This window comes from Streptomyces sp. NPDC047453, from assembly GCF_040643155.1.
Classification (GTDB): domain Bacteria; phylum Actinomycetota; class Actinomycetes; order Streptomycetales; family Streptomycetaceae; genus Streptomyces.
Genome location: NZ_JBEYTS010000025.1, coordinates 72,055 through 96,919, shown reverse-complemented (window position 1 = coordinate 96,919; position 24,865 = coordinate 72,055). Strand labels below are relative to the sequence as shown.

The following is a 24,865-nucleotide window of genomic DNA, read 5'->3' as shown; positions in this document are numbered from 1 at the left end:
CTACCCGCCTCAGGGCACATCGGTGCGCGGAGCGGCACCCAGATGCGCACCGACCCGCTTGACCAGCAGTGTCATCTCGTAGGCCACCTGGCCGACGTCGGAGTCGGCGTCCGACAGGACGGCGAGGCAGCTGCCGTCGCCGGCCGCTGTGACGAACAGGAAGGCGTCGTCGAGCTCGACGACCGTCTGGCGGACGCCGCCCGCGTCGAAGTGCCGGCCCACGCCCTTGGCGAGGCTGTGGAAGCCGGAGGCCACGGCGGCCAGGTGCTCGCTGTCCTCCCGGGTCAGGTCCTTGGACACGCCGGTGGCCAGTCCGTCCCGGGACAGGACGATGGCCTTGCGGATGCTCGCGACCCTGTCCACGAGTTCGTCGAGGAGCCAGTTCAGCTCCACCTTGTTCACTCTGTTGATTTCGTCTGTCTTGCCCGTCTTGTCCGTCGTGGTGTGGCCGGTCGCCTTCGGTGCGGTCATCGACCGTCCCCCTTTGTCGTTCCTTGTGCTGTGCTGCCGTCCGGGGCATGGTCCCCCGCGGCGTTCTCCTCGCGGCCGCGCTGCCAGCCGCGCTGGAGCGAGGCCATCCGGCTGCGTACCTCGTCGGCGTCGCGTTCGACGGCGTCGGGGCCGGTCCCTTCGGGCCGGCCGGGGCTCCGCTTCAGTTGCGGGGCGAGACTGGCCTGCCGTGTGCGCCGGGGCAGCGGACCCGCGTCGGGTCCCGGGCCGCCGGGTGCTTCGGCCCGGTCTCGTTCCTCGCCGTCCGGCCTGCCGCCGGCGGGCGCGGGTCGGACGGTGCGCCGCGGAAGGGCCGGAGCCTGCCGCGTTCCCTGGCTCGTGGCCGGGGACTCCTCGGTGCTGTCGCGTTCCCTGCGGCCGTCGGCCGCTGCCGTGGCCGGTCCGGGCGGGGACTCGCCGCGACGACGGGTCGGCAGCGGGGCCGCCGGTTCGCGCTCCGGGCGGCCGGGACCCGCCGGGTCCTCGGCGCCGACCGTCTCACGGCGGGACCTCTGCTCGGTGACCGGGCGTCCGTGGGAGCTGACCAGCTTGGGTGTCCGGCGCCGGGGCAGCGGGACCGCGCGCCCCGGGTTCTCCTCCTCGCCGGTCTCCTGCGGCGTGCCACGCCGGCTCGTGCTCTGCCGGTGCTCGGCGAGGCTGCGTGGCAGCGCCTCGTGCGCCGTCTGCCGTGCCGGGGAGGGTCGCGGACCGAACAGTCCGCCGTGCTCGCCGGCCTCCTCGTCGAGGACGTCCGGGAAGTTCTCGAGGGCGTCCAGGTCGACGGGTGCCTCCAGCTCCACCGGCCCGTCCAGGACCGAGGCGGGCAGTCCGGGCAGTTGCACGGGTGCCTGGGCGAGAGCGGCCCTGCGGCCTCCCTCCCGGTCGGCCTTCCCGGTGGGCCGGTCGAGGCGGAAGCCGATGCCGTTGGTGTCCGGGACGTCGTCCGTCAGCAGCGCGTCGGGGATGAAGACGATCGCGGTGGTGCCGCCGTACGGGGACGGCTGGAGAGAGACCCGGACGTGCTGCCGCTGGGCGAGTCGGCTGACCACGAACAACCCGAGCCGATCGGTGTCGGAGAGCTCGAACTCGGGTGTCTCGGCGAGCCGGAGGTTGGCGTCCAGCAGCGTCTCGGCGGCCATGCCGAGGCCCCGGTCGTGGATCTCCAGGGTGAAGCCGTTGGCGACGCGTTCGCCGACGACCTGGACCGCGGTGTGCGGCGGCGAGAACACCGTGGCGTTCTCCAGGAGTTCGGCCACGAGATGGGTGAGGTCGGCGACGGCGGGGCCAGTGACCGCGGTGCGCGGCAGCCGCCGGACCTCGATGCGTTCGTAGTCCTCGACCTCGGCGACGGCGGCGCGCACGATGTCCATCAGCTGGACGGGCTTGCGCCACTGCCGGGACGGGGCGGCACCGGACAGGATCACCAGGCCTTCCGCGTGCCGGCGCATACGGGTGGTGAGGTGGTCCAGCCGGAACAGGTCGGCGAGTTCGTCGGTGTCCTCGGTGCGGCGTTCCATCGCGTCGAGGAGGGTGAGCTGCTTGTGCAGCAGGACCTGGCTGCGACGGGCGAGGTTGACGAAGACCTCGGAGACTCCGGCGCGGAGTTCGGCCTGTTTGACGGCGGCCTCGACGGCGGCCCGCTGCAAGGTGTTCAAGGCCTGGCCGACCTCGCCGATCTCGTTCCTGTCGTACTCCAGGCGCGGGACCTCGGTCTCGACGTCGACCTGTTCGCCGGCCGACAGCCGGCGCATCACGCTGGGCAGCCGGACACCGGAGGCCTCGTGGGCCTCCAGGCGCAGTTGCCTGAGGTCGCGGATGAGGCCGCGGCCGACGCGCACGGACAGGACGAGCGAGACCAGCACGGCGATCAGGCCGAGGACGCCCGCGACGGCGGCCTCCAGGATGACGTCCATCGCGACCGGGCGGACACGGTCCTGGAAGCGGTCGTTCGCCTCGTCGTTGAGGGTGCCCAGCTCGTCGAGGACGTCCCCGGCGGCGGTGTCCCAGCTCTGCACGCTCACCCCCCGCGGTGTGCCGGACGTGCTGGAGACGGCGGCCTGTTCGGCGGTCCGCAGCGGCGCGGAGGAGGCGTTCTGCCAGAAGCGGTCGTAGCGGCCGCGTTCGGAGGAGGGCAGCAGGGGCAGGTCGACGCCGTACAGCAGGGAGCGCTGGGCGACCAGGTCGGAGATGCCGCGGGTCTCGTCGCGGGACAGGCGGCCGACAATCAGCGAGGAGCCGAGCAACGCGTCCTCGCGGGAGAGGAGTTCGCGGGCCTGGGCAAGGCCGACCAGGGCGCGGTACTGCCGGGCCAGGTCGACGTCGTCGACGACGTGGAGGTTGGCGAGCAGGGCGTAGCAGGGGTCGATGAGCTGGTTGTAGAGGTCGAGTGCCTCGGCGCGCCCGACGGTGCGGTCCTCGACACTGCGGCGCAGCGAGTCGATGCCGTCGAAGGCGTCCATCGCGACGCTCAGGCGTCCGGCACCGGACGGGCCGAGCGCTTCGCGGACGTCGGGGTTCTTCGCGGTCCTGCGGATCCTGGCGATCGCCTCGTCGGTGGCGCTCCTGCTGCGCCGCAGTGCGGCGAGGCCGTCGGAGGCGCGGGGGTCGGCGAGATGGACGAGGGTCTGGCGGCGTTCCTGTTGCAGGACCCGGACGGTGTCCTCGGTGGGGTAGGCGACCTCCTCCACCACGGAGGACGCGTTGAACAGCTGCGTCACCTGCCGCCCGGTGATCAGCGTGGCGAAGGCCCAGATCGCGGTGAGCGAGAGCAGCGGCACGAGCAGCAGCGCCACGATCTTCCGGCGGATGGACTTCCCGCGAAAGCGCATGGCCTCCCCCAGCTCGTCCCCCAGAGGCCCGGGGGTACACATGTGCGTCAACAAACGGCGCGAGCCTACTACCGACATGCAGTCAACTCGAAGAGCTGTCCGGAACCAGTACTTCCGTATGAGTGCCGGGTGCGGGTGAGTTGTCGGGGCATTGCGGGAGATGCCGGTCTGGAAGGCCGTGGTGGCGGGGGTACGGGAACGGGGCGCCCAGCCTGGTCGGTTGACCGATTTTTTTCGTCGGCCGGGAATCTTCGTGACGTCTCGTTCGTCCTTGTCCATGGGAGATGGGGGCGGAATCGGCCACAGGAGGCGCAGTGCGCGTCCGGGCCGCGTAAAACAGCGCAAGCCGGGCAGCCACTGGGGAGCCGGTTCTTCGGGCACCGGGGCGAGCGGTCTGCCGGCGGTGGGGAGGGACGCAGTGATGGGGACAGCGGAGCGGCCGGGGGCGTACGGGTCTTCGGTGCACACGGGCGGGCGGGGCGGGCAGCCGTCCTACAAGCCGTTGTGGGTCGAGGAGCCCGCGCGGCGGCGCAGGCTGCCGGATCCGGTGCGTTCGGCCGCCGTGCGGGCGGTGCTGATCGTCTCCGTGACGCTGATACAGGCCGTGGTGGCGTTCCTGTTCAGCGTGTCCGGGGCGTGGTTGGCGTTCCCGATGCTTCTGAGCAGCGTGGCCAGCACGGTGGTGGCCACCTGGGCGGCGCTCGACGTGTGGGTGACCCGCCAGGTGTGGAACCAGCGCAACGGCGTGGTGTCGGTGCCGAGCAGCACCGCGCGGGCTCTGCGGCGCGAGCGGCGTCAGGCGCGGCGGGCCGAGCGGGCAGGGAAGCGGATACACGGCCCGGGCGGCTCGAGCCAGTTGTCGCATCCGTAGGGGTACCGGCCGCCGGCGGACGGCGGCCGGTCGTGTGGCCGGGCTCGGTCGAGCCGGTCGAGTGCCCCGGCCCGGCCGGGCCGTCACGCCGGGCGCTTGAACATCCGGGTCGCCGTGATCTCGCTGTGCACCGCCTCGCCCGCGGGAGTCTGCTGCGGCAGCCCCGGCCTCAGATGCTCCTCCACACTGATGTACTTCAGCCCGGCCCTGAGGTCGGCGTCGTTGCGCAGCCGGATCACCAGGGGGAACTCGGCGAGCGCCGTCGTGTCGAACAGGCCGGTGGTGTAGAGGAGTTGCACACCGAGGGCGTCCGAGACAGCCCGCTGGAGCTCCAGCAGATAGGTGGCGTTGGCGCGGCCGATCGGGTTGTCCAGGAAGAGCGTGCCCGCGTGGCGGTGCTTGTCGCGGCCGCGGTCGTTCGACCTCAGGGCGGCCATCGTGCAGTACAGGGCGATGGCCGCGGTGAGCAGCTGGCCGCCGGAGAACACGTCGCCCATCTGCCCGACGGGGACCCGCTCGGCGCGCAGGACGGCGTCCGGCTTGAGGATCTCCACGGCGACGCCCTTGGGCTGGAGCGCCGCGCCGACTCCGCGCAGCAACAGGGACATGCCGTCGCGCCGCAGGTCCGAGTTCTTCTTCACGGCGGCGCGGGTCGCCTCGTCGATGACCTCGCCGAGCCGCTCGGTGAGCGTGGCCTGGTCGGGCTCGTCGAAGCGGATGCGCAGGAACTCCTGCCCGGACCACTCGCCGAGCCCTTCCGGAAGGCGGGACAGGCGCTGGGCCGACCTGAGCGTGGCGAGCGCCGACTCGACCAGTCCGCGCAACCGGTCCACGATCGAGTCCCGGTTGCGTTCCAGTTGGGCCAGCTCGTCGGTGAGCACCCGGAGCCGGGGCGCGAAGGCCTCCGCCCATTTCTTGGCGTGCTCGGGCAGGGCGGAGGCGGGCAGTTCGCGGATCTGCTGCCGGGCGGGGGTGCGCACCTGCTCGTAGCGGGTGGAGTTGGCGTGCCGGACGAGGATGTCGCTCGCCTCGCGGACGGCGGCCTCGGCGGCGGACAGGTCGGCGGCGCAGCCGCGCAGTGACCTGCGGGCCTCGGCGGCCGCCTGCCGGGCGTCCTCCGGGCTGCCCGGGTACGGCTCGGGTTCCTCCTGCTCCTCGTCGCTCGTGTGCTCGCGCATCTGGTCGCGCAGCATGCCGGCGATCTCGTCGAAACCGCCGGCCGCGTCCTCGGCGGCGCGGTGGGACTCCAGCAGTTCGGCGTGCGCCTCGCGGGCCTGGGCCAGCGCCCCGGTCCGGGAGGCGAGTTCCGCGGTGGCCGTGCGCAGCAGGGCCTGTGCGTGCTCGGCGTCGCGCGGGAGCAGGTCCTCGGGGAGTTCGGTGTGTACCTCGCCGTCCTCGGGCGCGTGCCGCTCGGCCTCGCCGCGCAGCCGGCCGAGCTGTTCACTCGCGGAGGACATCCGGGTCTCCAGGAGCTGCACCAGCTCCTCGGCGCGGGCGGCGGCGCCCTGCCGGGACGGCCCGTCGGAGCCCTCGGGGGACTCCAGGAGTTGTTCCGCGCGGGTACGGACCTTGTTGCTGAGCCGGTCGAGTTCGGCGCGGGCGGCGCTCTCGTCGCTCTCCGCTCGGGCCTGCTCGGCGCGCAGGTCCGCACCGACACCGACCTTCTCGTAGACCTGGGAGGCGGCGCGGTAGGCCTCGCGCAGGGCGGGCAGGGACGCCTTGGGCGCCTCCCCGTCGCTCTCCGGCACGCCGTCGGGGGCCCCGGCGATCTCGGAGCGCTCGGCGCGCAGCGCCCGTGCGGTGCGGCGGGTGTCGTCGGCGGCGCGCTGAGCGGCGCGCCGGTCCTCGTCGGCGGCGCGGGCGCGTTCCAGGCAGACCTGGGCGCGGGCCTCGGACTCGGCCGCCTCGTCGGCGAGTTCACGCAGCCGGGCCTGCCAGCCGGCCCGCTCGCGCAGCCGGAACGCGAGTCCGGCGAGGGCGTCGGCGGCCCGCCGCGCCTTCTGGGCGGCCTCCTGCCGCTCGTCGCGCTCCTGGGCGACCTCGGCGGCGGCCTCGTCGGCCTCCGCCCGCAGGCTGCGCGCCTCGGCCAGCTCGGCCTCGGCCTCCTCGGCGAACACACGCGTTTCCTGGGCGGCCTGTGCCAGCTCCGGCAGCCGGCCGGCGGGGCAGCCGGTGCGCCAGGAGGCGAGCCGCGCCGCCAGCTCCCGGTCCTTGCCGAGCCGGGCGGCCAGGGTGCGGATCTCCTCGTCCCGCTCGGTGGCCCGTGCGCGCAGCGCCTGCCGTTCCTCGTCGGCGGCGAGCTCGTCGTGCATGGCCGGGTTCGGCGGGACCAGGAACACGTCGCCCTGCGGCGCGCCGTCGGCCGGGGTGGGGGCGAGCAGGGCGGCCGCGGTGCCGACGGCCACGGTGGAGCGCGGCAGCAGGGCCGCGTCCGCGAGGGCCTCGCGGGCACGCGCGTGCGTGTCCGGGTCGGTGATGATCACGCCGTCGACCAGCTCGGGCCGGGCGGCCAGTACGCGCGCGTGGTCGGCGGGGTCGACGGCCTGGGCGAGGTAGCGCCAGCCGGGCAGCGCGGGGATGCCGTGCTCGCCGAGGAACTCCACCGTGGCCAGTACGTCCGGGCCGGGCGGCAGCAGCCCGCCGTCGCCGAGCGCGCCGAGGATCCGGGAGTCGTCGGCGGCGGCGGTGCGCAGTTCGAACAGGTGCCGCTCCGCGGAGGAGACGGCGCCGTCGAGCAGTTCGCGCAGCTCGTCGGCGAAGCGGTCCAGGTCCTCGGGGGTGAGCGTGCCCTCGGCCCCGGCCTGGTCCGCCTCCGCGGCACCCTGCCGCCCCGGGGTGCCGTACGGCGCCCCTCCGGTGCGGTGGGCCGCCTCGGCACCCGACGCGGTGGCGCCCGTGGCGTCCGGTCCGGTCCGGGGCGCCGGCAGTCCTGCCCGCGCGGCCCCGGTCGCGCCCGGCAGGCTCAGCAGTTCCGCGAGCCGCCCCTCGGCCGCCAGCGCCTCGGCCGTGCGGCGTTCGGTCTCGTAGGCGCGCTGGGCCGCCGTCGCCGCGTCGGCCGCGCGGGCCGCGGTGAGTTCCGCGCGGGATTCGGCCGAGGCGGCCTCGCGCGCTTGTTCCGTGGCCTTCCGGGCAGTTTCGCGGACCTGGTCCCAGGCAGCGACCGCCGTCTTCTCCGCGTCGCTGGCGGCCAGGGCCGCACGGGCCGGATCGGCGTCGGGCGCGCTGTCGTCCAGCCAGCCCGCGCGGACCGCCTCGGCGGTCTCCTGCTCGACCTCGGCGAGGCGCTGGCGCAGATGCCCGGCCTCGCTGCGGGCGCGCTGCGCCTCGGTCGCGGCGGCCGTCTGGTCCCGGTAGGCGGACTCGCCGACCTCCTGGAGCCGCGCGGACCGCTCCTCTTCCTCGTTGGCGACGGTCTCGGCGCTCTCGGCGGCCGTGTGCAGGGCCCGTACGAGATCCGTGGCGGCCTTGGTGCGCGCGGCCAGGGCCGGGGCCGCGTCCCGCTCGGCCTCCTGGATCGCGGCGGAGACACGGGCCACGCGGTCGGCGGCGGCGCGGTGGCGCAGCACGGCCTCGGCGGCCTGCCACGCCGCGTACAGGGTGCGCGCGTCGGCGAGCTCCCGCTTCTGCGCGGCCGCGGACTTCTCGGCGGCGGCGAGGGCCAGTGAGGCGTGCCGGTAGGCGAGTTCGGCGGCGATCAGCGCGCTGCGCTCGCGGGCGCCCTCGGAGTGCGTGACGCCGTAGGCGGCGGCCGTGACGCGCTGGGCGAGGTCGGCGGCCCGGACCCGCTCCCGTACCGCCCGGGCGGACAGCCGCCGTGCCAGCGTCCGGGTGCGCCGCTCGGCCGCGGCGTGGACGTCACGCGCGCGGGTGCGGGACTCGGCGGCCTCGACGATCCGGCCGAGCAGGTCGACCGAGCCCGCGGTGAAGTCCCGTTCGGCGATCAGCTCGGCGCGCCGGCCCAGCTTGTTGCCGAACCCGCTGACCAGGTCGGCGAGCCCGTCGGTGTCGCGGGTGTCGGTGACGGCACGCAGCAGCAGGTCGGTGAAGTCGGAGTCCTTCTTCACCGCGAACAGTCCGGCCGCCTCGCCCTCGTCGGCGTTCATCTCCCGCTGGTAGCGGAAGAGTTCGGGGTCGAGGCCGAGGTCGCCCAGGTGCTCGGTCCAGCGCTCGTGGATCTCCTCGAAGTGCACCTCGAGGTACGGGTAGGTCTTGGCCGCCTCGGTGATCGCGTCCCGGAAGCCCTTCATGGTGCGGCGGCGGCCCCGAGCGCCCGACTGGCCCTCGGCGGACGGCCGTACGGACGTGGCCTCGGCGACGGGGAGGTTGTCCAGGGTGAGTCCGGGTCCGGGCCGGAAGGAGTACCAGGCCTCGGCGAACTTCCGTGGGTCGTTGGAGACTTGGCGCCCGCGCCACTCGCTGACCTTGCCGACGACCACGCACTCGCCGGTCTGCACGTGCTGCCACTCCAGCGCCACGTGCCCGCAGTCGTCGGCGAGCAGGAACTTGCGCAGCACGCCGGAGCTGGCGCCCCCGAGGGTGTTGCGGTGGCCGGGCAGCATCACCGAGAAGATCAGCTTGAGCAGCACGGACTTGCCGCCGCCGTTCTCCAGGAACAGCACACCGGCGGGGGCGGGCCGGCGCGGCGGTCCGACCGGCTCCGCCTCGAAGAACTCCGCCTGGATGGGCGCGGGGTCGGGCACCGGCTCGCCCACGCCCCGCAGGTCAAGCACGGTGTCGGCGTAGCGCGCACCGGCGGGCCCGATGGAGTAGAGGCGGACCCGGGACAGCTCGTACATGGCGGACTCTCGTCAGTCTTCTTGCAGTTGAGGGGGTGGCGGGGTTCTTGCAAACGGGGGCGGCGGGAGGCGGCAGGGCCTCAGGAGTGGAACGGCAGCCCGGCGTCGGCCACCAGGTCCAGGTCGTCGCCGTCCTCGGCGGGCAGCAGGCTCGGTGCGCCGCCGGCCATCGGGACGATACCCAGTTCGAGGAGTTCGGCCAGGGCGGCGCTGCCCGCCATGTCGCGCACCTGGAGCTGGTAGCGGGCCGTCGTGCGGTACGTGCCGCCGCTCTCGTCACCGGTGCGCTGGAGGAACCCGGAGTCGGTCAGGAACGCCAGGGCCTTGGCCACGATGCCCGTGGTGGAGGCGGCCGGCCGGCGTGCGTCCTTGGTCGCCCCGGTCGCGCTGCGTCTGGCCCAGATCCGCCAGGCGGCCTCGAGGCCGGGCGCGTCCGTGGCCGGGTCGGTGTTCTCGCCCCGCTCCTCGGCGCGCTCCTCCAGGCGGCGGCAGGCCTGGCGGACGAAGGCGTCCACGCCGTTGACGGTGACGCGCCCGATGTAGCCGTCGTCGGCGAGGTCCTCGGGGCGCGGGAACGCCAGGGCGGCCACCGCGAGGTGGGCCAGTCCGTGCAGGAAGCGGTCGCCGGAGTCGGCGGCGGTACGGCGCGCGTAGTCGCCCATGCGGACGGCGAACACCGAGTCCTCGGCGGCTGTGACCGCCATCCCGGCGCGCGGGGACACCTCAAGGACGACCAGCCCGAGTCCGGCGGCCACAGCGTCCGCGAGCCGTGCGAACGCCGGGTCCTCGCGGTGGCGGCGCAGCAGGTCGGCGTACTCCTGGTCGCGGGCGGGCTGAAGCCTGGGCTGGAGCCCGAAGGCGACGAGCCGGGCCGCGTCGGCGGCGTCGGCGGGTGTGACGGCGACCGCCGTGGGCGCGCCTGCGGCTTCCGGCTCACTCCGGTCGACGTGCTCGGTCACGGTTGGGGCTCCTTGCTGGGGTGTCGCTCGTGCGTACGGTTGCCGGCGGGGCTCACGCCGCCTCCGTCCGGTCGGCCGCCATGCCCGCCGCGTCCAGGAGTGCCGTGCCGACGACGAGGTCGGCGCCGCCGAACTCCTGATCGTCCAGTTCGGTCCCGTCGTCCACGGCGAACAGCAGCTTCTCCTCGCCCTGCCGGTAGGCGGTGCCGACCGGGGGGCTGGCCGCGTGGACGGCCAGCAGGGCGACCAGGTACGGCAGGTCGGGGTCCTTGTCGCGGGCCTCGGCGAGCAGGCCCGACAGCCGTCGCGGCGCGTCGGCCGGCAGGTCCAGCAGCTCCATGGCGGCCGCGAGCTGCTCCTCGCTGAACCGGCTGTCGTCCGGGGTGGCGATCAGGTCGGGCTCGGGCATCTCGGCGCCCAGGTGCTCCCGCTCGACGGGCGGCGTCAGCAGGATGTCCACGAGGTCGGCGACACGGACGGACGCCGGCGTGCGCAGCCCGGTCCCGCGCGCGAAGAAGGCGTCCGTGACCCGGATCGCCCGTTCCAGCGGCAGCGGGAGGGTGGGCGCGAGCAGGTGGCCGTAGAGGTCGGTCCCGGAGGTGGTCAGGGGGGTGGCGAAGGCCTGCCGGTCCTGCTCGGCGCGGAACAGGGGCCCGGCCTCCAGCAGCCGGGACTGCAGTTGGGTGTGCCTGCGGATGCAGTCCTTGACGATGTCGACCAGCTCGGCGGCGCGCCGCTTGTGCTCGGGGTCCTCGGACTCGTCGCGCGCCTTGCGGATGTTGGTCAGGATCGCGTTCTCGTGCCGGTAGCGGTCGGCGACGTGGTCCAGGGCCTCGGCGATCATGTCGGGGACGGCGCTGAGCCAGTCCACCGCCCGGACGTTGCGCCGGGTCGCCTCCAGGGCCCTGCGCAGGGTCTCCGAGTACTGCACGGTCCGGTAGCGGGCCTGTTCGGCGGCGAGCTGGGCGTCCGCGAGGCGGCCGCGGCTGATGAGCACCTCCAGCTTGACCTCGGCGGCGATCTGGGCGCTGGTGACGTCGGTGTCGAGGGCGCCGACGAGGACGTTGACCGCCTCGTCCGTCGTGCGCAGGTAGACGCTGCCGCCGGGGCCGGGGACCTCCTCGATCAGCTTGAAGTCGTAGTCGCGGCGCACATACGTGCCGTCCGGCCCGAAGGTGCCGTACGCCGCGCGGAAGCCGCGGTCGACGCTGCCGACGTTGATCAGGTTCTCCAGGACCCAGCGGGCCACGCGCTCGTGCTCGCCGGCCGGGCGCCGCGGGGCCTGCGCGGCGACGCGCGGGACGAGCCGGGCCACGACCTGGTCGTGGTCGGCGCCGGTGTCGAAGTCCATGTTGAGGGTGACGAGGTCGATGGCGGCGAGCGCGACCTCCGCCATGCCGTACACCGAGTACTCGCCGGCGAGGTTGGCCTTGCGGGCGTCCAGGTCGTGCAGCGGCGCGGTGCAGGCGAGCGCGCGCAGCCGCCGCGCCAGCCCCTCGTCGGCGGCCGGCCCCTGGGCAGGGCGCGGCCCCGCGCTGAGCTGGGGCGGAACGCTGTCCGTCGATGCAGGCGAAGTCACGGTGCACAGATTAGGTCCTCGGTCCGACAACGACCCAAACGGCACGGACGCGGCCGGCGCGGTACGTCGTCCCGCCCGCCCTCGCACAGAGCACGGAGGATCCGCCGGTCGCGGGTGAGGTAGGGCAGGGCCCGTCAGCCACCGCGGGTCGTACGCTACGTGGTCGGCGGGGCACGGTTCGGGGGCCGTTGAAGGCGCCGCGCGGTCCCTGCTGGGACGGGGCAGGAACCGTGGCGCACGGCACCCGGGCCGGCCCGTACGGGTGCTCCGGCTCGAATTTCCCACCTTGTGCAGGCGGCTTCCCCGCTCGGGTTGCTTCCGGCTCGGGCCGCTCCGGGCTCCGGTCGCCGCCGGACTCGGGCCACTTCGGACTCAGGCCGCTACGGGCTCAGGCCACTTCCGGCTTGGACCGGGTCCAAGCTCTGGCCGCTCCAGACTCCGGCCGTCCCAAGCCCCAGCCCCTCCCGGCTCAAGCCACCTCCGGCTCCGCTCCCTCCGGCGCGGACAGCGCGGCCAGGGCCGCCGATACCGATGCCGACGAGCGCAGGTCGAGGCGGGTGCTCGTGCCGCGGGCGTGGTGGCGGAGTTCGTCGGCGGCCAGGGTGAGCAGTTGCGGCAGCAGGTCGGTGCAGCGGCGGGCCACCCAGGCGGTGCCCGCCGTGGCCAGCCACCACAGGCTCGCCGACCTGGTGGGCGCGGGGAACTCCGGCTCGGGCGAGGGCGCGGGCCCGCTCGCCACGCCCGTCTCCGCGAGCAACGCGTGGAAACGGACGGCGATTTGACGGTGCCCGCGCTCCCCCGGGTGCAGCCGGTCCGCGCTCCACATCGCGCGGTCGGTCAGCCACTGGCCCGCGTCGGCGTGCAGGTGCACGGCGCCGTACCGCTCCGACAGGGCGTGGACCACCGTGTTGACCGCCCGCTGCCGCCGGGCCAGCGGGCGGGCCAGCGCGCCGGGCAGGCCGAGCATCGCGCCGGGGTCGGGCAGACAGGCCGTCAGCAGGACCGCGCCCCGGCCGGTGAAGGCCGCGAAGACCCGGTCGAGCCGGGCGGCCACCGCGTGGATGTCGAAGGTGCGGCGCAGGGTGTCGTTGACGCCGACGACGACCGACACGACGTCCGGCCGCAGCTCCAGCCCGGCCGGGGTCTGCCGCTCCAGGACGTCGCGGGTCTGCGCCCCGCTGACCGCGAGGTTGGTGAACTCCACGGCCGAGGGCTGCTCGGCGAGGCCCCCGGCGAGCAGTGCAGCCCAGCCGCGCCATCCGTCGCCCGTGGGGTCGCCGACGCCCTCGGTCAGCGAATCGCCGAGGGCGACGAAGCGCAGGGATCTCATGCCACGCCCTCCGGCAACGGGCGCCGGGCGGGAGCCGGTACGTCGTGTGCGGCGAGGAACGCCTCCACGGAGGCGGTCCACCCGAAGCACTCCGCACGCGCGCGTGCCGCCTCGCGCCGCTCCCGCTCCGGGCGTGCCAGCAGGCCCTCCACGGCGTCGGCGAACGCCTCGCCGTGATCCGCCGCGCTGTCGCCGGCGGCACCGATCACCTCCGGCAGCGCGGAGGAGGCGCTGGCCACCACGGGGGTACCGCAGGCCATCGCCTCCAGCGCGGCGAGCCCGAAGGTCTCGGCCGGCCCGGGTGCCAGGCACACGTCAGCGGAGGCCTGGAGCGCGGCGAGCCGGTCGCGGTCGCGGACGTGCCCGAGGAACGTCACCGGCAGCGCCCGCTCACGGGCCCGCTGCTCCAGCCGCGTCCGCAGCGGACCGTCCCCGGCCACCACCAGCACCGCCCGCCGTCCGCGCCGCAGCAGTGCCTCCAGCGCGTCCAGCGCGTTGCCGGGCCGCTTCTCCACGGACAGCCGGGAGCACATCACCAGCAGCGACTCGTCGTCGCGCGCGTACTGGGCGCGCAGAGCCGCCTCCCGCAGCGCGGGGTGCCGTTCCACCAGGTCGACACCCAGGGGCGCGCGCACGACGTTGCGCGCGCCGACCCGCACGAACTCGCGCTCGGCGAACTCGGTGGTGCACACCACGCGCGCGTAGGTGTGCGCGGTACGGACGTTGAGGGCGTCGGCGGCGCGCTGGGACAGGTTCTGCGGCAAGCCCCAGGTGCGCAGCACGCCGTCGGCGGTCTCGTGGGACACCATCACGGCGGGGACCCGGGCCCGCCGGGCCCACTTGCCGGTCCACCGCAGCGTCGTGCGGTCGGAGACCTCGAGGCGGTCCGGTGCGAGCTCCTCCAGGAGGGCGGCCACCCGCCGCTTGTCGGTGAGGACGCGGTAGCCGCCGGTGCCGGGCAGCAACGGCCCGGGCAGGGTGATCACGCGGCCCTGCTCGGTCTCCTCGTCGGTGTGGCGGTCGCCCGGGATGATCAGCACCGGTTCGTGGCCGGCCGCCTTGTAGCCCTTGCCGAGTTCGCGCAGGGCGGTGCGCAGTCCGCCGGAGGCGGGGGCGACGAAGTTCGCGAGCCGCACGAGGGTGAGCGGCGCCGTGGTCATGCCGCCACCGCCGTCCGGCGCGCGGCGAGCACGCCCTCGTAGTGGGCGATGAGCTGGTCGCCCACCGCCGCCCAGGTGCGCTCCTCGACCGCTGAGCGGCCGGCCGCCGCGAACGACGCCCGCAGTGCCGGATCGGCGGCCAGCGCCCACACGGCGTCGCGCACGGCGGCCGCGTCGCGCGGCGGCACGAGCAGCCCGGTGCGACCGTGGGCGACCAGGTCGAGCGGGCCGCCCGCGGCGGGCGCGACGACGGGCACCCCGGAGGCCATGGCCTCCTGCACGGTCTGGCAGAACGTCTCGAAGGGGCCGGTGTGCACGAAGACGTCCAGCGAGGCGAAGATCCGCGCGAGGTCGTCGCCCGTGCGACGGCCCAGGAAGACCGCGCCCGGCAGGGCCTCGGTCAGCTGGGCGCGGCTGGGCCCGTCGCCCACCACCACGACCCGTACGCCGTTCAGGCCGCAGACGCCGGAGAGCAGTTCGACCTGCTTCTCGGGGGCGAGGCGGCCGACATAGCCGACGATCAGCTCGCCGTTCGGGGCGAGTTCGCGGCGCAGTGCCTCGTCGCGGTGCTCGGGGCGGAAGCGGACGGTGTCCACGCCGCGGCCCCACAGACTGACCCGGGGCACGCCGTGCGCCTCCAGGTCCTGCTGGGCGGCGCTGGAGGGGGCGAGGGTGAGGTCGGCGGCGGCGTGGACGGAGCGGATGCGCCGCCAGGCCGCCGCCTCGCCGGCGCCCATGTAGGTGCGGGCATAGCCGGCGAGGTCGGTCTGGTAGACGGCGACGGCGGGGATGCCGAGCCGGGTGGCGGCCGCCATGCCGCGGACGCCGAGGACGAAGGGGCCGGCCAGGTGGACGAGGTCGGCGCGGTGCTCGGTGAGCGCCGTCGCGACGCGCCTGCTGGGCAGGGCGACGCGGACCTGGGGGTAGCCCGGGAGCGGAAGGGAGGGGACGCGCACGACGGGGCACGGCGCGGGGGCGTCGGGCCCGGCCGAGGCGGCGGTGGCGGGAGCCACGACGAGGGGGGCGTGACCGCGATCGACGAGGTGCCGGGCGGTCTGGAACGCGCAGTGGGCCACGCCGTTCACATCGGGGGGAAAGGATTCGGTCACGATGACGACACGCATACCGGTGTTGTCGCCGTGCCGGACGTGCCCGCGTCAACGTGGATCTTTCCGGACGAGGAACGTCCCATGAGCGTTGGGCTGTGCGGCCGGACCGGACGGCCCCCGGCCACGCGCCCCTGGCCCCCGGGTCACCGGACGTTCACCCGGTGGGCGTGTCCGGTCCGATCCGGCTGCGCACAGCGGTCTGGACCTCGTCCTCCTCGGCCGGGTCGGCGGCGAGTCGGCGCAGTCGCTCGACGACGCGCGTGTCGCCGGTCTCGGCATGCCGGGCGGCGATCTCGCGGGTGGTCTCCTCGCAGTCCCACAGGCATTCGACGGCGAATCCGGCGGGGAAGGAGGGGTCGGTGGCGGCCAGGGCCCGGGCGGCCCGGCCGCGCAGATGGGAGGAGGCGGTCTCGCGGTAGACGTGGCGCAGCACGGGCGCGGCGCAGGTGATGCCCAGCCGGCCGGCGCCGTCGACCAGCGTCCACAGGGTGGGTGCGTCGGGGCCTTCGCCCCGGACCGCCTCCCGCAGGGCGGCGAGAACGAGGTCGCGGTCCCGGACCGCGCCACGGCAGGCGAGCACACGTCCGGCGGCGGCGCCCAGCGGGTCGGGGCGGTGGACCCAGCCTCGTGCCCGGTCGACGGCGGCGGCCCCGCGCATGCGTTCGAAGGCGTCGACAGCGGCCTCCACCACGAAAACCGAGCCGTCGGACACCGCGGCCTCGATCAGGTCCAGGGCGTCGGGGTCGTCGCCGTCGGCGAGGTAGCGCAGGGCGGTACAGCGGGCCGCGTCGGTACCGGCGCGGGCGGCGCGCAGGATCTCGGGCCGGTCCTCGGGCCCGGCGACGGCGGTGAGACAGCGGGCCGCCGGGACATGGCGGGGCGCGCCGCGTTCGGCGCCCTGCTGGGCCCACTCGAACACCGCCTGCACGCTCCATCCGGGCCGGGGTCCGGTGGGGCGCATCTGCCGTTGCCAGAGGTCGAAGCTGCCGGCCTCGTGCGCGGCACGCACGCGGGTGGCGACCGGCTCGCGCGGGTCGTCGGCCCACAGCCGCCACGGCCGGGGCTCGAAGGCGTCGCGCACCGCGGCGGCCAGCTCCGCCTCGCCCTCGGCGTCGGTGGCGAAGCGCGCGAGGACCGGCGCGGCGAGAGCTCGCAGCCCCGCGTCGTCGTCCCTGAGCGCCAGTTCGTCCAGGGCCCAGGCCCAATTGGCGCCCGTGGCGGCGTACCTGCGCAGCAGGGCGAGCGCGTCCCGCCTGCCGTAGGAGGCGAGGTGCCCGAGCACGGCGAGGGCGAGTCCGGTGCGTGACTCGTCGGTGTCGAGGGCGTCCTCGGGGTCGAAGAGGTGCTCCTCGATCCGGTCCAGTTCGCCGTCGAGGTCGAGGAAGAGCCGGGCGTAGTACAGGGAGCGGTTCTCCACCTGCCAGTCGTGGCGTGGGTCGAGCAGCACGCAGTGGTTCAGTGCCGCCAGCGCTTCGGCGCGGGGGGCGGTGAGCGCGTGCAGCGTGCCGTCGCCGCGGCCCCGCTGGAGCAGGCCGAGCAGCGTACCGCTGGGCGCTATGACCGGATCGAACATGGGAAACAGCCTCACATCAAGCGTCGACGCAACCGGGGAACTCGTACTACCTGGCCGCGCGACAACACGTCGGGGCGCCCGCCGTCCGCTGCTTGCTGTAGACCATCTTCCTCTGCCTCTCGTCCGTGGCCCATACGGGCCGGATCACGGCCCGCGCGGTGCGGCAACACCTGCCCAGCCATCGCGTCCGTGAATCACGACGTCATGATGACCCGGCGTCCGCGCTGCCGCGACCGAAATATCCGGCGGCCCTGTACCGCCTCCCCCGTTATTTGTGTCGTTCCTGGCCAGAAGGGCCGAAGCGGCTGCTTTCGGCCCGGGGATCAGCTCTCGCCGAACATCTCCAGCAGCTCCGTCCTGCCGAACATCCGGGCCGTGTCGACGGCCGAGGGGGTGCCGGCGGAGGGGTCCGCGCCGCCCTCCAGGAGGGCCTTGATCACTTCCTGTTCGCCCTTGAAGACCGCTCCGGCGAGGGGGGTCTGGCCCCGGTCGTTGACGCGGTCGGCGTCGGCGCCTCGGGCCAGCAGCGCGCGGACGGCGGCTGCGTGGCCGTGGTATGCGGCGAGCATCACCAGGGAGTCGCCCCGGTCGTTGGTGAGGTCGGCCGGGACGCCCGCGTCGACGTACGCCACGAGTGCCTCGGTCCGCCCCTGCCGGGCCAGATCGAAGATCTTGGTCGCCAGCTCCACGACCTCGGGGTCGGGGGCTTCACTCATCGGCCGGACCGCCTCTCACTACGACTGCTGGGGACTGCGGGAGCGTACGACAGCGAGCGGGGCGGTCGTGCGCGAGCCGGTACGGCGGCGAGCGGTGACGCCGTCCGGGTGAATCGCCAGCGTACTGGCTTCGGCGGCACATGTCGGGCACCGCTCGAGGCAAAGATCACCACAGCGCCCGGTGAGCGCAGCAGACGTGTCCGGCGGGCGCGGAGCAGCCCGCCCACCGGGGGAAATCTACTTGATTTCACCCAGTTGCAGCTTTTGTCCTATAGATACATTCTGTGAGCCTGGAAGAACTCATGGTGACTGTCCCCGTGAACCAGGAGAGAGACAATGATCCTCAACATCTCGGGCGTTGTGCTGCTCGGCAGCGTCGTCTTCCTGTTCTGCCGCAACCACGGGCTGAAGAGCTCGCACGCGACGATCTGCGGGCTCTTCGGCTTCTACCTGTCGAGCACCGGCGTGGCCCCGAGCATCAAGGCCGGGGGCGCAAGCGTCGCGAGCCTCTTGGGCGGGCTCAATTTCTGATTCCGCCCCCCTCCGCACGCACCCCTGGAGCAAGAAGTGGCCCGGCGCCCTCTCCCTCGCATCCTGAGCAACGGCAGCGCACAGATCTCCCGCGGCCGGGAGCTGGCCCGGACGGCGGCGGGCGGCGCCACCGACGTCCTCCACCCGCTGATCACGATCTCGCGTGGTCTGGGCCGACTGGCCGGGGCCGGGGGGCGCAAGTGGACGGAGACTCCGAAGGATCGGCGGGGACCGCTCCTCTTCCTGGTCGCCTCGGTGATCCTGGTCGTGGCCCTGGTGCCGTACGGGCCGCTGCTCGCCTGCATCGTCCTCATGGCGGCGGCGGGCTGGCGGGGCCGCGACCGCACCCCGCCACAGCCCGAGGGCCCCGACGAGTCGCGCATCCAGCGCCTGGCCTCCCTGTACGAGGCCCTGGTCCCCTACTTCTCGGCGGCCGAGGACCCGGCACCGCTGTACGCGCACGGGGGCGAGTGGGAGAAGGCGTTCCCCACTTTCGAGTTCGACGACTCGGGACGCGTGCGCCACCTGCTGATCCGCTACCCCGCGTACTTCACCGACGGCGAGACCGAGTCCCGCGCGCGGATCGAGCACCTGCTCACCGTCAAGGCGGGCCGCGGCCGCGAGTACCTCTTCTCCTGGGACGAGGAGGGCAACCAGCTCACCGTCACCGCGCTCGCCCCGCTGCCCTCGGACATCGCCGCGCAGCGCTTCGTCACGGCGCCGGGCGAGACCGTGCTCGGTTTCACCGACCCCACCGAGGTCCAGCGCACGCTCCCCCTCGGCTACGGCGAGGAGCAGCGCGACGTACCGCCGGTCGTCTGGCGCACGGGTCTGCGCTCCACCGAGCCGCACCTGCTGGCCCTGGGCCAGGCCGGCAGCGGCACCTCGACGTTGCTGCGCTCCATCGCGCTCCAGGCCCTCCAGCACGGCGACGTGCTGATCGTCGACGGCGGCGGCACCGGCGAGTTCGCCTGCCTGACCGGCCGGGACGGGGTTCTCGCGGTGGAGTGCGGGCTGGCCGGGGTGCTGGCGAGCCTGGAGTGGGCGGCCACCGAGACCGAGCGCAGGCTGATCGCCGTCAACCGTGCGCGGCAGGCGGGCCATCCGCCTCCGGAGGACACCAAGCGACCGCTGTGGCTGCTGCTCGACCGGCCGACCGCGTTCACGCACCTGGCCGCCACGGACGGCCGCAAGGACCCGCAGGCGCTGCTCCAGATGCCGCTGCGGCACGGACGGGCGGTCAGTGTGGCCGTCGTCGTGGCCGAGCAGTTCGACAGCGCGGAGGCGTTGAGCGACGCGGTACGGCAGCACACACGCGCGCGTGTGGTCCTCGGGTCGGCGACGGCGGAGCAGCTCAAGGCGGTGCTGGGAGCGCCGCCGCACACGACGCCGCTGCCCGTCGTCCCGGCCGGACGCGGGTACGCCCGGCTGGGGACGAAGCCGGTCCACCGGCTCCAGGTGCCGTTCACACCCGACCCCTACGACGACGCGACGAGCGACGCGCACCGGCAGGCCGTGCTGGATCTTCTGCCGCCGAAGACCACGCCGGCCGACGGCGAGCGGGTGCCGGAGCCCACGGAGGCGATGCCGGAAGCAGTCGCGGAGCCCACGAAAGCGGTGACGGAAGCAGTCGCGGAGCCCACGGAGGCGGTGACGGAAGCGATCGCGGAGCCCTCGTGAGCACCTTCGCCGGAGCCCTCGTGAACCGCGAAGCCGCAAACGGAGGCAAGGCGCGCCGCCCCGAGCCGGCCCACCGGGCCCGGGCAGCGCTCAGGCGACGAAGGTGCGAGGGGACTCGCCCCCGCCGGAGCCCCCCGCCTCCACCAGCCGGGCCGCCGCCGCCAGCCGCGTCGCCGCCTCTTCCGCCACCGCGCCCGCGACCGTGAACGGCAGGCGGACATAGCCCTCGAAGGCGCCGTCGACGCCGAAGCGCGGACCGGAGGGAACACGGACGCCCACCCGCTCGCCCGCCTCGGCGATGCGGGAGCCCGACAGGCCGCCGGTGCGCACCCACAGCGTGAGGCCGCCGGCGGGGACCTCGAACTCCCAGCCGGGCAGCTCGCGCCGGACCGCCGCGACCAGGGCGTCCCGGTTGTCGCGGGCCTGGTCCCGTCGGACCGCCACGGCCTCCTCCCACCCTCCGGTGCTGAACAGCCAGTTCACGGCCAGTTGCTCCAGCACGGGGGTGCCCAGGTCGGCGTAGGCCCGCGCGGCGACCAGGCTGCGGATCACGTCGGGGGCGGCGCGCACCCAGCCGATGCGCATCCCGGCCCAGAAGGCCTTGCTGGCCGAGCCGACGGTGATCACCGTGGATCCGGCCGAATCGAAGGCGCACACCCGCCGCGGCATCGCGAGCCCCGGCTCCAGGTGCAGTTCGCTCATCGTCTCGTCGACGACGAGCACCGTCCCCGCCGAGCGGGCCGCCTCCACCAGCCTGCGCCGCTGCTCCTCGTCGGCGAGCGCGCCGGTCGGGTTGTGGAAGTCGGCGACGACGTAGGCGATCCGGGGCGCGGCCTCGCGCAGCACCTGACGCCAGCGGTCCAGGTCCCACCCGGTCAGCCCCTCGGCCATGGCCACGGGCACGAGCCGGGCGCCCGCCTCCCGCATCAGCTGGAGGATGTTCGCGTAGGACGGCGACTCGACGGCGATGCGCTCGCCGCGGCCGCCGAAGAGGTGGCAGATGGCGTCGATGGCGCCCATGGCGCCGGTCGTCACCATGATCTGCTCGGGCATGGTGGGGATCCCGCGCGTGGTGTACCTCTCGGCAATCATCGAACGGAGTGCGGGCAGCCCGGCGGGATAGTCGCCGTGGGTGTGGGCGTAGGGCGGCAGTTCCTCCAGCGCGCCCTGCACGGCGCGGGTGAGCCACGGCTCCGGCGCCGGCAGGGCCGCGGTGCCCAGGTCGATCATCGAGCCCAGTGCCTCCGGCGGCAGGGGCTCCAGTCCGCGTGCGGGCAGCGGATTACCGGCCGGCACCGCGGTCCAGCTGCCCGCGCCGCGCCGGGACTCCAGGAAGCCCTCGGTGCGCAGGGCCTCGTACGCGGCGGCGACCGTGGTGCGGCTGACAGAGAGGGACAGGGCGAGTTCGCGCTCGGCGGGCAGCCGGGCGGCCACCGGGACACGGCCTTCGAGCACCAGCAGCCGGATACCGTCGGCAAGCGCGCGGTAGGCAGGCAGGCGGCGTGAGCCCGGGCCCGCCGGGCGGTCCTGCTGGGACTTGAGCAGCCGAGCGAGCTGCGCGGCGCCCACCGCAGAGGTCCACTGCGTCATGACGACCAGTCCACCTTCATCGAATTGGCCATGGATGGATATTCTCCCCACGCCACAGAGTGTCATCCACCAGGCCACTTCCACCACCAGGGGGGACAACTTTGTCCACACCGGCCCGCCTCGGGCGACGACTGATCCAGCTCTACGTCGGCCTCGCGCTGTACGGCGCCAGCTCCGCGCTCCTCGTCCGGGCGGGCCTGGGCCTGGAGCCATGGAACGTGCTGCACCAGGGACTGTCCGAACTGACGGGCCTGACGATCGGCGTGGTGTCGATCATCATCGGCGCGGTGGTGCTGCTCCTGTGGGTCCCGCTGCGCCAGCGTCCCGGCCTGGGCACGGTCTCCAACGTCTTCGTCGTCGGCCTCGCCCTGGACGGCACCCTCGCCCTGATGCCCGACGCCCGCATACTGGCCGTCCGGGTTCCGCTGCTCCTGGCGGGCATCGTGCTCAACGGAGTGGCCACCGGCCTCTACATCGCCGCCCGCTTCGGGCCCGGCCCCCGCGACGGACTGATGACGGGGCTGCACCAGCGCACCGGCCGCTCGATCCGTCTGATGCGGACGGCCGTGGAGGTGGCGGTCGTGGTCACCGGCTTCGCCCTCGGCGGCACGATCGGCGTCGGCACGGTGCTGTACGCGGTGTCCATCGGCCCGCTGGCCCAGCTCTTCCTGCGTGTGTTCGCCGTTCCGGCGCCGCCCGGAGACAAGCCCGTTGCCGCCGGGACACCCGAGCGAGCGATACTGCGTCCGTGACCACGCCCGTACGCCACCCGTACCTCGACCACCCGGGACCCATCCCGTTCGCGCACCGCGGCGGGGCGGCCGACGGGCTGGAGAACACCGTGGCACAGTTCCGGCACGCGGCCGGACTCGGCTACCGCTACATGGAGACCGACGTGCACGCCACGGCGGACGGCCGGCTCGTCGCCTTCCACGACGCGACCCTGGACCGGGTGACCGACGGCGCGGGCCGGATCGCGGACCTGCCGTGGGAGGACGTGCGCCAGGCGCGCGTGGCGGGCCGGGAGCCGGTGCCGCTCTTCGCGGAGCTGCTGGAGAACTTCCCCGAGGTCCGCTGGAACGTCGACGTCAAGGCGGAGCCCGCCCTGCGCCCCCTGCTGGACCTGATCGAGCGGACGAACGCCTGGGACCGCGTATGCGTCGGCTCGTTCTCCGAAGCGCGCGTGGTCCGGGCGCAGCGCCTGGCCGGGCCCCGCCTCGCGACCTCGTACGGCACCCGCGGGGTACTGGCTCTGCGGCTGCGCTCCTGGGGCCTGCCGGCGGTGCCACGCCGGTCCGCGGTGGCCGCGCAGGTGCCCGTCTCCCAGTACGGCGTCCCGGTGGTCGACCGGCGGTTCGTGCGCACCGCCCACGCGCGCGGGCTGCACGTGCACGTGTGGACGATCAACGAACCCGCGCTGATGCACCGGCTCCTTGACCTCGGTGTCGATGGCATCATGACGGATCACATCGACACGTTGCGCAAGGTCATGGAGGACCGGGGCGTCTGGGCCTGAGGCCCGACGCACCTCCGCTCGCCTTCGCGGACCATCGGCAACCGGGGAACCAGCGGGGAAGCGAGGGCACGGGTGGGCAGTGACACCGTGCGGGCAGGGCAGGCCGGCGACGAGGCCGCCGACCGGCGCCGCGAGCAGCGCGGCTGGTACTTCTACGACTGGGCGTGCTCCGTCTACTCCACGAGCGTGCTCACCGTCTTCCTCGGCCCCTACCTCACGGCGGTCGCCGAGTCGGCGGCGGACGCGGACGGGTTCGTGCACCCGCTGGGCATCCCGGTGCGGGCGGGGTCGTTCTTCGCGTACTGCGTCTCGGCGTCCGTCATCGTGGCGATCGTGCTGATGCCGGTCGCCGGCGCGGCGGCCGACCGCACCGGCCGCAAGAAGCCGCTCCTCGCGGCCGCCGCCTATGGGGGCGCCGGCGCCACCACGGGCCTGTTCTTCCTGGACGGCCACCGCTATCTGCTCGGCGGTCTGCTGCTGGTGGTCGCCAACGCGTCGGTGGCCGTCTCGATGGTCCTCTACAACTCCTATCTGCCGCAGATCGCCCCGCCCGAGGAGCGCGACGCGGTCTCCTCGCGCGGCTGGGCCTTCGGCTACGCGGCCGGCTCACTGGTGCTGGTGGCGAACCTCGTCCTGTTCACCGCCCACGACTCCTTCGGCGTCTCCGAGTCGACGGCCGTGCGCATCTGCCTGGCCTCGGCCGGTCTGTGGTGGGGCCTCTTCACACTCGTCCCGCTGAAGCGGCTGCGCGACCGCCGCGCCACCCCCGCCGCGGCGCGGGTCCACGGCTGGCGCCAACTCGCCTCCACTATCCGGGACATGCGGGGCAAACCGCTCACCCTGTCCTTCCTGCTCGCCTACCTCGTCTACAACGACGGCATCCAGACGGTGATCTCGCAGGCCTCGGTGTACGGCTCGCGGGAGCTGGGCCTGAGCCAGTCGACGCTCATCACGGCGGTGCTGATGGTGCAGGTGCTGGCGGTGGCGGGGGCGCTCGGCATGGGACGGCTGGCCCGCCGGTACGGGGCCAAGCGCACGATCCTCGGCTCGCTGGCCGCGTGGGCGGTGATCCTGGCGACCGGTACTTCCTGCCCGCCGGGGCGCCGATGTGGTTCTTCGTGCTGGCGGCCGGTATCGGGTTGGTCCTCGGCGGGAGCCAGGCCCTGTCCCGGTCGCTGTTCTCGCACCTGGTCCCGCCCGGCAAGGAGGCCGAGTACTTCTCGGCGTACGAGATGAGCGACCGGGGCATGAGCTGGCTTGGCCCACTGCTGTTCGGGATCACCTACCAGCTGACCGGCAGCTACCGGGACGCGATCATCTCGCTGGTGGCGTTCTTCGCGATCGGGTTCGTGCTGCTCGCCCGGGTTCCGGTGCGCCGTGCGATCGGCGACGCGGGCAACCCCGTTCCGGATCGGATTTAGCGCTCAAGGCGAAAGGGCGGTAGTGTACGCGTTTGGCCTGCCAGGCGTACCGTTACTGCGCGTCAAAGATGCCGAAACGCTGGGTGACATCTCCTAACGGATGTGACAAACCGGGCGCCGGTGGGTACTGCACTGGTTGACAAGGCTGCGGCTACGACGGCGACGCATGACCCGGAACGGGACATCGGAACGGGAATCTTTACCGCCGACCGGACGTTGACCGGATGACGACGACAGCGACACCTGTCCTGTGGGCGACAAGCCCGGGAGGCACGATTCATGAGTGAGCGAGCTCTTCGCGGCACGCGCCTCGTGGTGACCAGCTACGAGACCGACCGCGGTATCGACCTGGCTCCGCGCCAGGCCGTGGAGTACGCATGCGAGAAGGGACATCGTTTCGAGATGCCCTTCTCGGTCGAGGCGGAGATCCCGCCGGAGTGGGAGTGCAAGGTCTGTGGGGCCCAGGCACTCCTGGTGGATGGCGACGGGCCGGAGGAGAAGAAGGCGAAGCCGGCGCGTACGCACTGGGACATGCTGATGGAGCGGCGTACCCGCGAGGAGCTCGAAGAGGTCCTCGAGGAGCGTCTCGCCGTGCTGCGGTCCGGCGCGATGAACATCGCCGTCCATCCCCGGGACAGCCGCAAGAGCGCGTAGTCCCGCCGGGGGCCGGGCCGGTTCACAGCGCACGCCACGGACGCCGAGCATGGCAGCGGGCGC

17 protein-coding genes and 1 pseudogene are annotated in these 24,865 nt (G+C 74.0%); 7 read left to right on the top strand and 11 right to left on the bottom strand.

The window, feature by feature from the left end:
* Positions 1 to 9 precede the first annotated feature (9 nt).
* Together ABZ818_RS22410 and ABZ818_RS22405 are read right to left on the bottom strand one after the other, a co-directional pair.
* A complete protein-coding gene (locus tag ABZ818_RS22410) occupies positions 10 to 471 on the bottom strand; it encodes a roadblock/LC7 domain-containing protein (RefSeq protein WP_361417227.1) in 462 nt (153 codons plus the stop codon).
* Entirely contained in the window at positions 468 to 3,317 is a 2,850-nt protein-coding gene (locus ABZ818_RS22405) for a nitrate- and nitrite sensing domain-containing protein (protein ID WP_361417224.1), read from the bottom strand. The genes ABZ818_RS22410 and ABZ818_RS22405 overlap by 4 nt, the downstream gene beginning before the upstream one ends.
* Before the next feature lie 394 nt (positions 3,318 to 3,711).
* Between ABZ818_RS22405 and ABZ818_RS22400 the strand changes: the two genes are divergently transcribed.
* Positions 3,712 to 4,188, top strand: a complete 477-nt coding sequence (locus ABZ818_RS22400; protein WP_361417263.1) for a hypothetical protein — start codon at positions 3,712 to 3,714, stop codon at positions 4,186 to 4,188.
* An 83-nt stretch (positions 4,189 to 4,271) separates the two neighbouring features.
* Here ABZ818_RS22400 and ABZ818_RS22395 read toward each other — a convergent pair whose 3' ends face one another.
* From ABZ818_RS22395 to ABZ818_RS22360, 8 genes are all read right to left on the bottom strand, one after another.
* On the bottom strand, positions 4,272 to 8,984 hold the full coding sequence (locus ABZ818_RS22395) for a hypothetical protein (RefSeq protein WP_361417221.1): 4,713 nt from the start codon (positions 8,982 to 8,984) through the stop codon (positions 4,272 to 4,274).
* Between the two features lie 80 nt (positions 8,985 to 9,064).
* Positions 9,065 to 9,943: a hypothetical protein gene (locus ABZ818_RS22390; protein ID WP_361417218.1), complete on the bottom strand. Its 879-nt coding sequence runs from the start codon at positions 9,941 to 9,943 to the stop codon at positions 9,065 to 9,067.
* Positions 9,944 to 9,995: 52 nt separating this feature from the next.
* A complete protein-coding gene (locus ABZ818_RS22385) occupies positions 9,996 to 11,522 on the bottom strand; it encodes a hypothetical protein (protein ID WP_361417215.1) in 1,527 nt (508 codons plus the stop codon).
* Positions 11,523 to 11,991: 469 nt separating this feature from the next.
* Positions 11,992 to 12,852 (bottom strand): SGNH/GDSL hydrolase family protein, encoded by an 861-nt coding sequence (locus ABZ818_RS22380; RefSeq protein ID WP_361417212.1) that lies wholly within the window; start codon positions 12,850 to 12,852, stop codon positions 11,992 to 11,994.
* On the bottom strand, positions 12,849 to 14,012 hold the full coding sequence (locus tag ABZ818_RS22375) for a glycosyltransferase (protein ID WP_361417209.1): 1,164 nt from the start codon (positions 14,010 to 14,012) through the stop codon (positions 12,849 to 12,851). Before ABZ818_RS22375 ends, ABZ818_RS22380 begins: the two co-directional genes overlap by 4 nt.
* Complete coding sequence (locus tag ABZ818_RS22370; RefSeq protein WP_361417207.1) at positions 14,009 to 15,136, bottom strand: glycosyltransferase family 1 protein; 1,128 nt, start codon at positions 15,134 to 15,136, stop codon at positions 14,009 to 14,011. The genes ABZ818_RS22375 and ABZ818_RS22370 overlap by 4 nt, the downstream gene beginning before the upstream one ends.
* Before the next feature lie 139 nt (positions 15,137 to 15,275).
* The gene (locus ABZ818_RS22365; RefSeq protein WP_361417204.1) at positions 15,276 to 16,694 is read right to left on the bottom strand and encodes a HEAT repeat domain-containing protein; all 1,419 of its coding nucleotides are present in this window, start codon (positions 16,692 to 16,694) and stop codon (positions 15,276 to 15,278) included.
* A gap of 323 nt (positions 16,695 to 17,017) precedes the next feature.
* A complete protein-coding gene (locus tag ABZ818_RS22360; protein ID WP_225075996.1) occupies positions 17,018 to 17,410 on the bottom strand; it encodes an ankyrin repeat domain-containing protein in 393 nt (130 codons plus the stop codon).
* Positions 17,411 to 17,746: 336 nt separating this feature from the next.
* Here ABZ818_RS22360 and ABZ818_RS22355 point away from each other — a divergent pair, with 336 nt between their 5' ends.
* Both ABZ818_RS22355 and ABZ818_RS22350 read left to right on the top strand, forming a co-directional pair.
* Positions 17,747 to 17,941, top strand: a complete 195-nt coding sequence (locus tag ABZ818_RS22355) for a hypothetical protein (protein ID WP_361417201.1) — start codon at positions 17,747 to 17,749, stop codon at positions 17,939 to 17,941.
* A gap of 36 nt (positions 17,942 to 17,977) precedes the next feature.
* The gene (locus ABZ818_RS22350) at positions 17,978 to 19,621 is read left to right on the top strand and encodes a hypothetical protein (RefSeq protein ID WP_361417198.1); all 1,644 of its coding nucleotides are present in this window, start codon (positions 17,978 to 17,980) and stop codon (positions 19,619 to 19,621) included.
* A gap of 90 nt (positions 19,622 to 19,711) precedes the next feature.
* Here the strand turns inward: ABZ818_RS22350 and ABZ818_RS22345 are convergent, their stop codons facing one another.
* Positions 19,712 to 21,211 carry a PLP-dependent aminotransferase family protein gene (locus tag ABZ818_RS22345; protein ID WP_361417195.1) on the bottom strand — a complete coding sequence of 500 codons (1,500 nt, stop codon included), beginning with the start codon at positions 21,209 to 21,211 and terminating at the stop codon, positions 19,712 to 19,714.
* Between the two features lie 101 nt (positions 21,212 to 21,312).
* On the opposite strand from ABZ818_RS22345, the gene ABZ818_RS22340 reads away from it, so the two are divergent.
* From ABZ818_RS22340 to ABZ818_RS22325, 4 genes and pseudogenes are all read left to right on the top strand, one after another.
* Positions 21,313 to 21,963 (top strand): hypothetical protein, encoded by a 651-nt coding sequence (locus ABZ818_RS22340; RefSeq protein ID WP_361417192.1) that lies wholly within the window; start codon positions 21,313 to 21,315, stop codon positions 21,961 to 21,963.
* Positions 21,960 to 22,727 (top strand): glycerophosphodiester phosphodiesterase, encoded by a 768-nt coding sequence (locus tag ABZ818_RS22335; protein WP_361417189.1) that lies wholly within the window; start codon positions 21,960 to 21,962, stop codon positions 22,725 to 22,727. Before ABZ818_RS22340 ends, ABZ818_RS22335 begins: the two co-directional genes overlap by 4 nt.
* Positions 22,728 to 22,799: 72 nt before the next feature.
* Positions 22,800 to 24,148, top strand: a pseudogene (locus ABZ818_RS22330) (MFS transporter).
* Positions 24,149 to 24,427: 279 nt separating this feature from the next.
* Positions 24,428 to 24,802 (top strand): RNA polymerase-binding protein RbpA, encoded by a 375-nt coding sequence (locus ABZ818_RS22325; protein WP_003977404.1) that lies wholly within the window; start codon positions 24,428 to 24,430, stop codon positions 24,800 to 24,802.
* The last annotated feature ends 63 nt before the right edge of the window (positions 24,803 to 24,865 follow it).

Excerpts from the sequence above, each read along its gene's own strand:
- ABZ818_RS22410 (WP_361417227.1), bottom strand. The coding sequence starts at position 471 with ATGACCGCACCGAAGGCGACCGGCCACACCACGACGGACAAGACGGGC.
- ABZ818_RS22370 (WP_361417207.1), bottom strand. The coding sequence starts at position 15,136 with ATGCGTGTCGTCATCGTGACCGAATCCTTTCCCCCCGATGTGAACGGC.
- ABZ818_RS22395 (WP_361417221.1), bottom strand. The coding sequence starts at position 8,984 with ATGTACGAGCTGTCCCGGGTCCGCCTCTACTCCATCGGGCCCGCCGGT.
- ABZ818_RS22375 (WP_361417209.1), bottom strand. The coding sequence starts at position 14,012 with ATGACCACGGCGCCGCTCACCCTCGTGCGGCTCGCGAACTTCGTCGCC.
- ABZ818_RS22380 (WP_361417212.1), bottom strand. The coding sequence starts at position 12,852 with ATGAGATCCCTGCGCTTCGTCGCCCTCGGCGATTCGCTGACCGAGGGC.
- ABZ818_RS22365 (WP_361417204.1), bottom strand. The coding sequence starts at position 16,694 with ATGTTCGATCCGGTCATAGCGCCCAGCGGTACGCTGCTCGGCCTGCTC.
- ABZ818_RS22345 (WP_361417195.1), bottom strand. The coding sequence starts at position 21,211 with ATGACGCAGTGGACCTCTGCGGTGGGCGCCGCGCAGCTCGCTCGGCTG.
- ABZ818_RS22360 (WP_225075996.1), bottom strand. The coding sequence starts at position 17,410 with ATGAGTGAAGCCCCCGACCCCGAGGTCGTGGAGCTGGCGACCAAGATC.
- ABZ818_RS22405 (WP_361417224.1), bottom strand. The coding sequence starts at position 3,317 with ATGCGCTTTCGCGGGAAGTCCATCCGCCGGAAGATCGTGGCGCTGCTG.
- ABZ818_RS22325 (WP_003977404.1), top strand. The coding sequence starts at position 24,428 with ATGAGTGAGCGAGCTCTTCGCGGCACGCGCCTCGTGGTGACCAGCTAC.
- ABZ818_RS22355 (WP_361417201.1), top strand. The coding sequence starts at position 17,747 with ATGATCCTCAACATCTCGGGCGTTGTGCTGCTCGGCAGCGTCGTCTTC.